The 12,691-nt window shown below is 71.5% G+C and carries 12 protein-coding genes; all 12 read left to right on the top strand.

What is annotated here, in order from left to right; all coding sequences use genetic code 11:
- Window positions 1-11 precede the first annotated feature (11 nt).
- Complete coding sequence (locus tag GVV77_RS01200) at window positions 12-1,379, top strand: ABC transporter permease (RefSeq protein WP_159616131.1); 1,368 nt, start codon at window positions 12-14, stop codon at window positions 1,377-1,379.
- Complete coding sequence (locus GVV77_RS01205; protein ID WP_159615617.1) at window positions 1,376-2,665, top strand: ABC transporter permease; 1,290 nt, start codon at window positions 1,376-1,378, stop codon at window positions 2,663-2,665. The genes GVV77_RS01200 and GVV77_RS01205 overlap by 4 nt, the downstream gene beginning before the upstream one ends.
- A 103-nt stretch (window positions 2,666-2,768) precedes the next feature.
- On the top strand, window positions 2,769-3,185 hold the full coding sequence (locus tag GVV77_RS01210; RefSeq protein ID WP_159616132.1) for a cytidine deaminase: 417 nt from the start codon (window positions 2,769-2,771) through the stop codon (window positions 3,183-3,185).
- Between the two features lie 44 nt (window positions 3,186-3,229).
- Complete coding sequence (locus GVV77_RS01215; RefSeq protein ID WP_159615619.1) at window positions 3,230-4,516, top strand: thymidine phosphorylase; 1,287 nt, start codon at window positions 3,230-3,232, stop codon at window positions 4,514-4,516.
- Between the two features lie 243 nt (window positions 4,517-4,759).
- Complete coding sequence (locus GVV77_RS01220) at window positions 4,760-5,437, top strand: DedA family protein (protein ID WP_159615621.1); 678 nt, start codon at window positions 4,760-4,762, stop codon at window positions 5,435-5,437.
- A 39-nt stretch (window positions 5,438-5,476) separates the two neighbouring features.
- Complete coding sequence (locus GVV77_RS01225) at window positions 5,477-6,619, top strand: adenosine deaminase (RefSeq protein ID WP_159615623.1); 1,143 nt, start codon at window positions 5,477-5,479, stop codon at window positions 6,617-6,619.
- Between the two features lie 6 nt (window positions 6,620-6,625).
- Window positions 6,626-7,393 carry a MazG nucleotide pyrophosphohydrolase domain-containing protein gene (locus GVV77_RS01230; protein WP_246199560.1) on the top strand — a complete coding sequence of 256 codons (768 nt, stop codon included), beginning with the start codon at window positions 6,626-6,628 and terminating at the stop codon, window positions 7,391-7,393.
- A gap of 110 nt (window positions 7,394-7,503) precedes the next feature.
- Window positions 7,504-8,784 carry a phosphopyruvate hydratase gene (gene eno, locus GVV77_RS01235; protein WP_159615625.1) on the top strand — a complete coding sequence of 427 codons (1,281 nt, stop codon included), beginning with the start codon at window positions 7,504-7,506 and terminating at the stop codon, window positions 8,782-8,784.
- 75 nt (window positions 8,785-8,859) lie between these two features.
- Window positions 8,860-9,558: an FtsB family cell division protein gene (locus GVV77_RS18075; RefSeq protein ID WP_201291418.1), complete on the top strand. Its 699-nt coding sequence runs from the start codon at window positions 8,860-8,862 to the stop codon at window positions 9,556-9,558.
- 46 nt (window positions 9,559-9,604) lie between these two features.
- A complete protein-coding gene (locus GVV77_RS01245) occupies window positions 9,605-10,258 on the top strand; it encodes a DUF501 domain-containing protein (protein WP_159615627.1) in 654 nt (217 codons plus the stop codon).
- Complete coding sequence (locus GVV77_RS01250) at window positions 10,255-11,199, top strand: Ppx/GppA phosphatase family protein (RefSeq protein ID WP_159615629.1); 945 nt, start codon at window positions 10,255-10,257, stop codon at window positions 11,197-11,199. Before GVV77_RS01245 ends, GVV77_RS01250 begins: the two co-directional genes overlap by 4 nt.
- 94 nt (window positions 11,200-11,293) lie before the next feature.
- The gene (locus GVV77_RS01255) at window positions 11,294-12,643 is read left to right on the top strand and encodes a S8 family serine peptidase (RefSeq protein ID WP_159616135.1); all 1,350 of its coding nucleotides are present in this window, start codon (window positions 11,294-11,296) and stop codon (window positions 12,641-12,643) included.
- The last annotated feature ends 48 nt before the right edge of the window (window positions 12,644-12,691 follow it).

Here is a 12,691-nt window from a genome sequence, read left to right on the forward strand (position 1 = left end):
AAAATCCGCCGGTGACACCGGATACCGCCGGCAGTCAGCCGCCTACCCGCCGGGCAGCCCAGGAGGCCGCCCGCGAGGAGGAACGGCGTCTCGAGGCCGCCGCCGAGACCGGTGGGGGACAGGTGCCGCCGCCGGCCGTGCCCGCCGCCCCGGCCGCCCTCGCCGCGGCCGGACCGGGGGATGAGCAGCCGCTGATGCAGCGGATCATGACCGGCAACGCCCTGGTGGCCGTGCTGGCCGTGGTCCTCTCGCTCATCCTCGGCGGGCTGCTGATCGCCGTTACCGACGAAGACGTGGCCCGCTCCGCCTCCTACTTCTTCTCCCGGCCCATGGACACTCTCGGCGCCGCCTGGTCGGCCGCCTCCGGTGCGTACGCCGCCCTGTTCCAGGGCTCGGTCTTCAATGCCGGCGGCGACAGCTTCGCCCGGATGATCTACCCGCTGACCCAGACCCTCACCGTCGCCACGCCCCTGATCTGCGCCGGCCTCGGCGTCGCCCTGGCCTTCCGTGCCGGGCTGTTCAACATCGGCGCCCAGGGCCAGATCCTGATCGGCGCCACCCTCGCCGGCTGGGTCGGGTTCACCCTCGACCTGCCCTTCGGTGTGCACCTGCTGCTCGTAATCCTCGCCGGCATGCTCGGCGGCGCGATCTGGGGCGGACTGGTCGGCGTGCTCAAGGCGCGCACCGGCGCCCACGAGGTCATCCTCACCATCATGCTCAACTACATCGCCATCAACCTGGTGCTGTACCTGCTGAGCACCCCCGGCTTCCAGCGCCCGGGCTCGACGAACCCGATCAGCCCGCAGCTCGAGGCGACGGCGCTCTACCCGCCGCTGCTGGGCAGCGGCTTCCGGCTCCACTGGGGCTTCGTCGTCGCCGTCCTGGCCACGGTCTTCGTCTGGTGGCTGCTGAACCGCTCCACCGTCGGCTTCGAACTGCGGGCCGTGGGCGCCAATGCCTCCGCCGCCCGCACCGCTGGAGTGAGCGTCAGCAAGGGCTACATCCTCGCCATGGCCATCGCCGGCGCCCTCGCCGGGCTCGCCGGTGTGGCCCAGGTCGCCGGCACCGAGAAGGTCCTCACCTCCGGGGTGGCCGCGAGCTTCGGCTTCGACGCCATCACCGTCGCGCTGCTCGGCCGCTCCAGCCCGTGGGGAACGTTCGCCGCGGGACTCCTGTTCGGGGCCTTCCGCGCCGGCGGCGTCACCATGCAGGCCTCGACCGGAACGAGCATCGACATCGTCCTGGTCGTACAGTCACTGATCGTCCTGTTCATCGCGGCCCCACCGCTGGTGCGGTCGCTCTTCCGCCTGCCCACCCCGGGAGCCGTCCAGCCGGCCCGCAGGAACCGCAAGACCGCAGCCACCGGAGGCGCAGCATGAGTACAGTCACCACCGCAGCCCCGGACCGCTCCGCAGCACCCGCAGGAGCAGTCCGCAGCTGGAAGACCCCGATCCTGCTGGCCGTTCTGGCCCTCGTCGCCCTGCTGGTCTTCGGTGCGGGAGCGCCCCGCAACAATGTGACCTTCCGGCTCTCGGACCCCAACGACGCCATCGTGCTGCCCGACCTGGTGCTGCCCGCGGCGGCGACCGGCTGGCTCACCGCCGTCGTGCTGGCCGCCCTCGCGGTCCTGGCGGTCCTCGCAGTCCGGCGCGGGTCGGCGGTGCCCGTCTGGCTCGTGGCCGTCTTCGCGGTGCTCTTCCTCATCGGCTTCCTCACCTGGGTCGTCGGCAGCGCCAACAACCCCAACGTCGCCCTGTACGGGCTGCTCGCCGGGTCGGTGACCCTGGCCGTGCCGCTGATCTTCGGCTCCCTCTCCGGAGTGCTCAGCGAACGCTCCGGCGTCGTGAACATCGCCATCGAGGGCCAGCTGCTCTTCGGGGCGTTCGCGGCGGCCGTCGCCGCGTCAGTCTCCGGCAGCGCCATCGTCGGCCTGTTCGCGGCCGCCCTCGCCGGCGTCATCGTCTCCTTCCTCCTGGCGGTGTTCAGCATCCGCTACATCGTCAACCAGGTGATCGTCGGCGTCGTGCTCAACGTGCTCGTCTCGGGCCTGACCGGCTTCCTGTTCTCCTCCGTGCTGAGCAAGGACGCCGAAACGTGGAACTCGCCGCCGCGCCTTCCGGTGCTGAGCATCCCGGTGCTGTCGGAGATCCCCATCCTGGGCCCGATCCTCTTCGAGCAGACCATCGTCGGCTACCTCATGTACATCGCCGTCGCCGTCATCTACGTGGCGCTCTTCCGCTCCCGGTGGGGCCTGCGCACCCGCGCGGTCGGCGAGCACCCCAAGGCCGCGGACACCCTGGGCGTCAACGTCAACCGGATGCGGTTCATGAACGTGCTGCTCGCCGGTGTCGTCGCCGGCGTCGGCGGGTCCTTCTTCACGCTGGTCTCGGTCTCCGGGTTCGGCCGCGACATGACGGCCGGACAGGGCTACATCGCCCTGGCCGCGCTGATCTTCGGCCGGTGGAACCCGATCGGTGCGTTCTTCGCGGCCCTGCTCTTCGGCTTCGCAACGAACCTCTCGAACGTGCTCAGCCTGCTCGGGACCCCGGTCCCGGACCAGTTCCTGCGCATGCTGCCCTACGTGGTGACGGTCTTCGCCGTCGCCGGCCTCGTCGGGCGCTCCCGCGCACCGGGAGCCAGCGGCATCCCCTACGTCAAGGGCTGAGCACCGGATCCCGGGGCCGCCCCGGCCCCGGGATCCAGCCGCAGACTCCGCCCGAGATCCCACGACGAAATCCCACGACCGACCCGAACCCGCCGAAGGAGCGATACCGGTGACCGACCCGGCCCTCGAACCCCGCGACCTCCCCTGGGAGGAACTGAAGCAGGCGGCCACCGCCGCGATGCAGCGCGCATACGTCCCCTACTCGAAGTTCCCCGTCGGGGCCGCGGCCCTGATCGACGACGGCCGCATCATCTCCGGGTGCAATGTCGAAAACGCCTCCTACGGGCTGACCCTGTGCGCCGAATGCGCACTGGTGAGCAGCCTGGCCATGACCGGCGGCGGCCGCATCGTCGCCTTCAGCTGCGTCGATGGCTCGGGGAACACCCTGATGCCGTGCGGGCGCTGCCGCCAGCTGCTCTACGAGTTCCGCGCCCCCGGCATGGTGCTGCAGACAGTCCGCGGCATCCGCACCATGGACGAGGTCCTTCCGGACGCCTTCGGGCCCGAGAACCTCTCCTGAATCCCAGCGCGACCCACCCCCCCACGAACCCCAGAGGTAGAACCATGACCGAAGCCTTCGACGCCGTCGACATCATCCGGACCAAGCGGGACCGGGGCACTCTCACCCCGGAACAGATCGACTGGACGATCGACGCCTACACGCGCGGCGCCGTCGCCGACGAGCAGATGGCGGCACTGAACATGGCCATCCTGCTCAACGGCATGGACCGGGCGGAGATCTCGCGCTGGACCGCGGCGATGATCGCCTCCGGGGAGCGCCTCGACTTCTCCTCCCTGGGCCGGCCCACCAGCGACAAGCACTCCACCGGCGGGGTGGGCGACAAGATCACCTTGCCGCTGGCACCCCTCGTGGCCGTCTTCGGGGTCGCCGTGCCCCAGCTCTCCGGCCGCGGCCTCGGGCACACCGGCGGCACCCTCGACAAGCTTGAGTCGATCCCCGGCTGGCGGGCACACCTGAGCAATGACGAGATGATGCGCCAGCTCGCCGACGTCGGCGCCGTGATCTGCGCGGCCGGAACCGGTCTGGCCCCCGCCGACAAGAAGCTCTACGCGCTGCGGGACGTCACCGGCACCGTTGAGGCCATTCCGCTCATCGCCTCCTCGATCATGAGCAAGAAGATCGCCGAGGGCACCGGCTCGCTGATCCTCGACGTCAAGGTGGGCACCGGCGCCTTCATGAAGACCCGCGAGGACGCCCTCGAGCTGGCGCGCACCATGGTCGACCTTGGCACCGACGCCGGAGTGCGCACCGTGGCCCTGCTGACCAACATGAGCACCCCGCTCGGACTCACCGCCGGCAACGCCATCGAGGTCGAGGAATCCGTCGAGGTCCTGGCGGGCGGAGGACCCGAAGACGTCGTCGAACTCACCGTGCGTCTGGCCGAGGAGATGCTCGCCGCGGCGGGCGTGCCCGACGCCGATCCCGCCGCGGCACTCCGCGACGGCCGCGCGATGGACGTGTGGAACCGCATGATCGAGGCGCAGGGCGGAGATCCCCGCGCCACCCTGCCCGTCGCCAAGGAATCCGAAACCATCTACGCCCCCGCCGACGGCGTGCTCGTCGAACTCGACGCCCTGTCGGTCGGTGTGGCGGCGTGGCGGCTCGGCGCCGGCCGGGCCCGCAAGGAAGACGCCGTGCAGGCGGGCGCAGGGGTGCGGATGCACGCCAAGCCCGGAGCGCTGGTGCGTGCGGGAGAGCCGCTGATGACCCTGCTGACCGACACCCCGGAGCGGTTCGAGCGTGCACGCGCGGCCCTCGCCGATGCCGTCGTGATCGCCCCGGAGGGATCCCGGCCGGCCCAGGAACTCATCCTCGACCGGGTCTCCTAGCACCGGCGCTCCCCGCCGGCCCGCACCCGGGCCGCCGGGGACTCCGTGCGCCGGGTGAAGACCGCGCGGCGGTGGGAGGTGGTGCGTTCTAGGAGTGCGAAGTAGGGGTGCGCGGCAGGGGTGATAGGGGCCCAATTAGGGGGTCTCCCTGATGCGGGCCCTTCCGGGGCCGGAGCAGAATGATCCAATGCTTGATAACGAGGATCCCACCCGTCGGTGCGGGCCTGCGGCCGGCGGTTCCCCATGGACCTGATCGTCGCCCTGCTCGCCGGGATCAATGAATGGGTCATCGACGCCGCGGCACAGCCCTGGGTGTACCTGGTGGTGTTCCTCTGCTGCACCGTCGACGGGTTCTTCCCGCCCTTCCCCAGCGAATCGGTGGTCGTGGGCCTGGCGTCCCTGATCCTCACCCAGGGCCACCCCAACCCCTGGCTGCTGATGCTGGCCGCCTCGCTTGGGGCTTTTCTCGGCGACAATACCGCCTACGCCATCGGCCGGGGGATCGGGCTGACCCGCTTCCGGTGGATGCGCCGGCCGCGCATGCTCCGCTCCTTCGCCTGGGCGAAGTACGAGCTCGACAAGCGGGCCGCCTCCCTGCTCCTGGTGGGCCGCTTCCTGCCGATCGGCAGGGTGGCTGTGAACCTCGCCGCCGGCACCACCGGCTACCCGCGCCGGCGCTTCGTCGCCCTGTCCGCCCTCGCCGGGGGCGTCTGGGGGGCGTACTCCGTGGGCATCGGCGCGCTGGCCGGTGCGTGGTTCGCCGGCAACCAGCTGCTGGGGGTCGCCGTGGCGATCGCGGTGGCCGTGGTGGTCGGCGTGGTCGTCGACCGGGTGCTCAGCGCGGCCTCCGGCAGGGCGGCGCCCCGGGTGCTTCCGGCGGCGGCCGGACCGGATCTTCCCGACATCGACCAGGCCGCCTGAGGGTGCGGCCCGTCCGGGCCCACCTGTAGGGTTGAACGCGTGACGAACTCCTCCCAGACCTCCGCCCCTGGCACCTCCTTCGACATCCGCAGCCTCCCCAAGGTCTCCCTCCACGACCACCTCGACGGGGGCCTGCGCCCCGCGACCATTCTCGAGCTGGCGGCCGAGGTGGGGCATACCCTCCCGGCCTCCGACCCGGAAGCGCTCGGCCGGTGGTTCCTCGACTCCGCCGATTCCGGATCGCTGGTGCGCTACCTCGAGACCTTCGACCACACCATCGCCGTCATGCAGACCCGCGGCGCCCTGGTGCGGGTGGCCCGCGAGTTCGTCGAGGACCTCGCGGCCGACGGCGTCGTCTACGGCGAGGTGCGCTGGGCTCCCGAGCAGCACACCGCCCAGGGCCTGAGCCTGGATGAGGCCGTCGAGGCCGTGCAGGAAGGGCTCTCCGCGGGCGTCGCGTCCGCCCGGGCCGCCGGGCGGGCCATCCAGGTCGGCCAGCTCATCACCGCCATGCGCCACGCCGACCGCGGCCAGGAAATCGCCGAACTTGCCGTCCGGCACCGGGACCGCGGCGCCGTGGGCTTCGACATCGCCGGAGCCGAAAAGGGCTTCCCGCCCTCCCGGCTTGCCGACGCGTTCACCTACCTCGCCGCCCACCAGTTCCCCGCCACCGTCCACGCCGGCGAGGCCGACGGGCTGGAGAGCATCGTCGACGCGCTGGTCTCCGGGCGGGCACTGCGCCTCGGCCATGGGGTGCGGATCGCCGAGGACATCTCCCTCGAGGGCGCCGACGCCACCGGGAACGGGGAGGACGGCGTCGAGACCGCCATCCTGGGCCGGGTTGCCGCCTGGGTGCGCGACCGCGGGATCGCCCTGGAGCTGTGCCCGTCGTCGAATCTGCAGACCGGGGCGGTTGAGTCCTTCGGGAACGACATCGGAAGCCACCCGATCGACATGCTGTACCAGCTCGGCTTCAAGGTCACAGTGAACACCGACAACCGGCTGATGAGCGGGGTGAGCCTGACCGGGGAGTTCGAACTCCTCGCCGACACCTTCGGGTACGACCTCAGCGACCTGCTGGAGCTGACCCTCAACGCCGTCGACGCCGCCTTCCTTCCCCTCGAGGACCGGGAGGCCCTGACGGAGTACGTCGTGTCCGAGTTCGAGACCGCCGCCTCCTAGGCCGCCATGCCCGACGCACCCAAATCCGCCGACCCGGCGGGCGGCGCCGGCGCCGCGGTTGACCGCCTCGTTGAGGTCATCGCCGTCCTGCGGGCCCGGTGCCCGTGGATGGGCGCCCTCACCCACGCCTCGCTCGTGCAGTACCTGATCGAGGAGAGCTACGAGCTCGTCGAGGCCCTCGAAGCGCTCGGCGGGCCCGCCGGCGCGGAGGCCGGGACCGCCGGGGCGCGGACCGAGCTGCTGGGGGAGCTGGGCGACGTGCTGCTGCAGGTGGTGCTTCACGCCCAGCTTCAACACGAGCAGGGCGGCTTCGGCCTGCGGGAGGTAGCGGAGGGGCTGACAGCCAAGATGATCCGCAGGAACCCCCACGTCTTCGCTGCCGACGGTTCGCTGGTGGCCTCCGGCGGCGGTGCGGGCGCCAGCGCCGAGGAGATCGCCCGGACCTGGCAAACGGTGAAGGAGCGCGAACGGCCGGACCGCGCCTCGGCCTTCGACGGTATTCCTCGGCACCTGCCCGCCCTCGCCCGCGCCGCCTCGAGCCTGCACCGGGCCGGGGCACTCGGCGCGCTGCCCGACCCCGACGACGCGGCCGCGCCCGACGGAGCCGCATCCGGCGCGGCCGGCCCGCACACCGAGGAGGAGCTCGGCGATGCCCTCTTCGCGCTGGTGCGCGGTGCCGCCTCCCGGGGGCTCGACCCGGAGCGGGCCCTGCGCGCCGCCGTCCGCCGCTTCCAGGACTCGGTGGCCGGTCCTGCGCCGGGTGGAGCCGGGTGACGGGCGTCCGCCGCCCGCGGCGGTGAACTACGCTTAAGACGGCACTGCCAACGCTTTGACCACCGTCCCGCGGTGGAATCTCGACCACTCCAACCCAAAGGAGCATTTCCATGGCAATCATCGACGCCATCCACGCGAGGGAAATCCTCGACTCCCGCGGCAACCCCACCGTTGAGGTGGAGGTCCTGCTCGACGACGACACCTTCGGCCGCGCCGCCGTTCCCTCCGGCGCCTCCACCGGTGCCTTCGAAGCCAACGAACGCCGCGACGGCGATAAGGCCCGCTACCTGGGCAAGGGCGTCCTGCAGGCCGTCGAGGCGGTCATCGACCAGATCCAGCCCGCCCTCCTCGGCTTCGACGCCGCCGACCAGCGCGCCATCGACCAGGCGATGCTCGACCTCGACGGCACCGAGAACAAGTCAAGCCTCGGCGCCAACGCCATGCTGGGCGTCTCGCTCGCCGTGGCCCGCGCCGCCGCCGAATCCTCGGCCCTGCCGCTCTACCGCTACCTGGGCGGCCCCAACGCGCACGTCCTCCCCGTGCCCCTGATGAACATCCTCAACGGCGGCTCCCACGCGGACTCCGACGTCGACATCCAGGAATTCATGATCGTCCCCCTCGGTGCCGCCTCCTTCTCCGAGGGCCTGCGCTGGGGCGTCGAGGTCTACCACGAGCTCAAGGCCGTCCTCAAGGAAAAGGGCCTCGCCACGGGCCTCGGCGACGAGGGCGGCTTCGCCCCGAACCTTCCCTCGAACCGGGACGCGCTCGACCTGATCACCACCGCGGTGGAGCGGGCCGGCTACAAGCCCGGAACCGACATCGCGTTCGCCCTTGACGTCGCGGCCTCGGAGTTCTACAGCGACGGGGTCTACACGTTCGAGGGCAAGTCCCTCAGCACCGCCGAGATGAGCGCCTACTACGAAGAGCTGGTGCGCGACTACCCGCTGGTGTCCATCGAGGATCCCCTGGACGAGGAGGACTGGGAGGGCTGGAAGGCGCTCACCGCGTCCCTCGGCGACAAGGTCCAGATCGTCGGCGACGACCTGTTCGTCACCAACCCCACCCGCCTCGAGCGCGGAATCACCGCCGACACGGCCAACTCGCTGCTGGTCAAGGTCAACCAGATCGGCACGCTGACCGAGACCCTCGACGCGATCTCGCTGGCCCAGCGCTCGGGCTACACCACGATCACCTCGCACCGCTCCGGCGAGACCGAGGACACCACGATCGCCGACATCTGTGTTGCCACGAACGCCGGCCAGATCAAGACCGGCGCCCCCGCGCGGTCCGAGCGCGTCGCAAAGTACAACCAGCTGCTGCGCATCGAAGAGGAACTCGACGACGCCGCCCGTTATGCCGGGCGCAGCGCCTTCCCGCGTTTCACTGCATAGTTGAACCGGAGGGCAGTTACCCTCGTTAGACGGGGTCCGTAAGGATCCCGTCGCAGCAACCAGCCGAGGAGTGCCATGTCTGCCCGCCGCCCCAATGTGCCGCGTGCCGTCCGTCCGTCGCCCCACGCGGCGGACCGGACGGCTGCCGGGGCGCCCCCGGCGAAACCCGGCGCCCATGCGGGGCAGGTCGGAGGGCCGCCGGCGGACCGCGTCCGGACCAAGCCCGCCGCCGCCACGGCACCCGCGCCCCAGCCCGCCCCGGCCCGGAAACATCCAACGCCGTCCGAGGTCCGGGCCGCCGAACGGGAGCAGCTCGCCGGGGCCATCCGCAGGGCCGGGGCCAGCGCCGTCCGCCCCCGGAACCGCGTGATCGTTCCGGCCGAGGATGCCAAACCCATTCCGGCGCAGTCGTTTTCCGGACGCCTGCTGGCGCTGGCCCTCGTCCTCGTTGCGGTGATCGTGCTGCTCGTCCCCTCGGTGACCAACTACCTCCGCCAGCAGGGCGAGGTGGCGGCCCTTCGGGACCAGATCGCCGAGCAGCAGCAGGCCCAGGAGCAGCACCGGGCGGATCTGGCCCGCTGGGACGACCCCGCCTACATCAAGCAGCAGGCTCGTGAACGCATCTTCCTCGTGATGCCGGGGGAGAAGCGCTACCTCGTCAAGGGTGGCTCGGGCATCGAGGAGTCAACCGGCACCGGCTCCGCCGGACAGCCCGAGGACCTCCCGTGGGTCGACTCGCTGTGGGAATCGGTCTCCCGCGCCGCGACGGACTGACAACACTCGAACACCTGCCCGCACGGGCAGCAAGGAAGGACCCCAAGTGGCTCAGCAGGACGAGCGGACCCCCACGGACCGGGACCACGAGGTCCTGAGCCGCCAGCTCGGGCGGCCGGTCCGCGACGTCGTCGAGATCGGGGCGCGGTGCGTGTGCGGCAACCCGCTGGTGGCCGTGACCGCACCCCGCCTCGGCAACGGCATTCCCTTTCCCACCACCTACTACCTGACCCACCCGGTGATCACCTCCGCCGTGTCCCGGCTCGAGGCCGACGGCTTGATGACGGAAATGACCGGGCGGCTCGGCCGGGACGCCGACCTCGCCGCACGGTACCGGGCCGCGCACGAGGCCTACCTTGCCGCACGCGAGGAGGTCGGGAGGCGGGCCGGGACGGGCCCGGTTCCCGAGATCGCCGGGGTATCCGCCGGCGGCATGCCCACCCGGGTGAAGTGCCTCCACGTGCTGGTCGGGCACTCCCTGGCCGCAGGGCCCGGCGTCAACCCGCTGGGCGACGAGGCGCTTGAGGGCATCGCCGAGTGGTGGACCGCCGACGTTTGCTACTGCACCGGCGCCTGGGACACCTCCGGCGAGCCGCCGTCGGCCGACCTCAGCCGGCACACCAAGACCCAGGGACTCAGCCCCGAAGAGCTCGAGCGCAAGCGTGCCGGGCGACGAGCCGAAGCACAGGAGAAACAATGAGGACCGCCGCGGTTGACTGTGGAACGAACTCCATCCGGCTGCTGATCGCCGACATCGAGGACGGCGTGCTGACCGACGTCGAACGGCGCATGAGGGTGGTGAGGCTCGGGGAGGGGGTCGACGCCACCGGCCGGCTCTCCGAGGCCGCCCTGACGCGGACCTTCGAAGCCACCGAGGAATATGCCGAACTGATCCGCCGGCACGGCGCCGAAGGGCTCCGCTTCGTCGCCACCTCCGCCTCCCGCGACGCCGAGAACCGGGACGTCTTCGTCGAGGGCATCCGCCAGCGCCTCGGCGTCGAGCCCGAGGTGGTCAGCGGTGACGAGGAGGCTTCGCTGTCCTTTCGCGGCGCCGTGAGCGTGCTCGACGTGCCCGACACGGATACGGTGATGGTCGTAGACCTCGGCGGCGGCAGCACCGAGTTCGTCGCGGGGCGCGGCGGCGCCGTGACCGCTGCCCGGAGCATGGACATGGGCTGCGTCCGGTTCACCGAACGCTTCCTCCGCTCCGATCCGCCCACCGGGGCCGAAATCGAGGCGATGGAACGCGAGGTCCGCGCGCTGATCAGCGAGGCCGGACGCGAGGTGCCCTTCGGGGAGGTGAGCACTTTGATCGGTGTCGCCGGAAGTATCACCACGGTGACAGCGCACGCGCTTCAGCTTCCCTCCTACCTTCCGGAGCGCATCCACGGCGCACGCCTGAGCACCACCGCCATCGCCGGAGCCGCCGACGACCTGCTGCGCCGCGACCGGGCCGCCCGCGCGGCCCTGCCCTACATGCACCCCGGCCGGGTCGACGTCATCGGCGCCGGGGCCCTGATCTGGAAGTGCGTCGTCGAGCACATCGCCGAGGCCACCGGCGGCCGGGTCGACTCCGCCGTGGCCAGCGAACACGACATCCTCGACGGCATCGCCCTCAGCGTTCCCGCCCTCCGGAAGTGATTTTTTGACCTTTTCGCCCTCCAGCGCCCTTTCACCCACCCGGGCGGCCCGCCGCCGAGCCTCCCGAGCCGCCGCGGCGGTCCTCGCCGCGGCAATGCTGCTGTGCACTGCCGCCCCGGCCCGGGCCGACCACGTCCGGGACAAGCAGTACTGGCTGGAGGACTACGGGGTAACCGAGGCCTGGAAGTCAACCCAGGGCGAAGGGGTCAAGGTCGCGGTGATCGACAGCGGCGTCGACAGCTCCCACCCCGACCTGCGCGGCGCCGTCACCGCCGGGATCGACGCCTCGGGCGCCGGGCGCGGGGACGGCCAGCAGGGCATCGGGGAGGTCCCCGAGCACGGGACCCTCGTGTCGACCCTCCTCGCCGGCAGGGGGCATGGGCCGCGTCCCACCGAAGGGGCCGCGCAGTCCCCGCTCGAAGCTTACGGCCAGGGCCCCAACGGCATCATCGGGGTGGCCCCGAAGGCTGACCTGCTCGCCGTGTCGGTGTGGATCGAGGGGCCCAACAGCGGCCCCAACCCGGCGGGGGTCGGCACGGACGAGCAGATCCCCAATGCCGTGCGCTGGGCGGTGGACAACGGGGCCAAGGTCATCAACATGTCGCTCGGGAGCACCTCGACGACCTGGCCCGAGAGCTGGGACGAGGCGTTCCTCTACGCCGAGAAGCGCGACGTCGTCATCGTGGCCGCCGCGGGCAACCGGGCGGGCGGGCTCACCCAGGTCGGCGCACCCGCCACCATTCCCGGCGTCCTGTCGGTCGCGGGGCTGGACCGCAGCGGGGTCGCGAGCAGGGAATCCTCGTCCGAGGGCATCAGCATCGCCGTCGCGGCGCCGTCGGAGAACCTTGTCGGCGGGCTGCCCGGGGCTTTCTACGCCGAATGGTCGGGAACCTCGGGCGCCGCGCCGCTCGTCTCCGGGGTGGCGGCGCTGATCCGCTCCAAGTACCCGGAGCTGAGCGCCGCGCAGGTCATCAACCGCATTGTCGGAACGGCCCGCGACGCCGGCGCGCCGGGCTTCGACACCATCTACGGGCACGGCATCCTGGACGTCGCCGCCGCCGTCGGCCCCGGGGTCGAGGTCCCCGAGGCCAACCAGCTCGGCAGCATCGAGCAGTGGATCCAGGTGTACCGGCGGGGGAAGCCGCCCGCCGAGGCGGCACCTCCGGCTCCGGCCGAGAACACGGCCGCTCCCGACATCCCGGCCGCCCCGGTCCCGCAGGCCCACGAAGGGGCCGGATCCTCGACGGTGCTGCCCCCGGTGGTGGTCCTGGGCTTCTCCGGCCTGTTCGTCCTGCTCCTGGTGGCCGGAACCGTCCACGTCCTGCGTGTCCGCCGCGCCGAGCGCCTGGCGCCCCCGCGGGAGGAGCCGGACACCGGTGCCTTCGACGTCCCGCAGCGGACCGACCGCCCAGCGGAAACCGGTCACGGGAGCGCGCGCGGCTGAGCAGGTAGAGGTTCCTCACAGTTAGTGAAGACTTTCACAAAGTCCGGT

The sequence above is a fragment of the Arthrobacter zhaoguopingii genome (assembly GCF_009828605.1).
GTDB lineage: Bacteria > Actinomycetota > Actinomycetes > Actinomycetales > Micrococcaceae > Arthrobacter_D > Arthrobacter_D zhaoguopingii.

What these genes read in the sequence shown, in the direction of transcription:
- GVV77_RS01220 (WP_159615621.1), top strand. Translation starts at nt 4,760, where the DNA reads ATGGACCTGATCGTCGCCCTGCTCGCCGGGATCAATGAATGGGTCATC.
- GVV77_RS01255 (WP_159616135.1), top strand. Translation starts at nt 11,294, where the DNA reads ATGCTGCTGTGCACTGCCGCCCCGGCCCGGGCCGACCACGTCCGGGAC.
- GVV77_RS18075 (WP_201291418.1), top strand. Translation starts at nt 8,860, where the DNA reads ATGTCTGCCCGCCGCCCCAATGTGCCGCGTGCCGTCCGTCCGTCGCCC.
- GVV77_RS01215 (WP_159615619.1), top strand. Translation starts at nt 3,230, where the DNA reads ATGACCGAAGCCTTCGACGCCGTCGACATCATCCGGACCAAGCGGGAC.
- GVV77_RS01205 (WP_159615617.1), top strand. Translation starts at nt 1,376, where the DNA reads ATGAGTACAGTCACCACCGCAGCCCCGGACCGCTCCGCAGCACCCGCA.
- GVV77_RS01230 (WP_246199560.1), top strand. Translation starts at nt 6,626, where the DNA reads ATGCCCGACGCACCCAAATCCGCCGACCCGGCGGGCGGCGCCGGCGCC.
- GVV77_RS01250 (WP_159615629.1), top strand. Translation starts at nt 10,255, where the DNA reads ATGAGGACCGCCGCGGTTGACTGTGGAACGAACTCCATCCGGCTGCTG.
- eno (WP_159615625.1), top strand. Translation starts at nt 7,504, where the DNA reads ATGGCAATCATCGACGCCATCCACGCGAGGGAAATCCTCGACTCCCGC.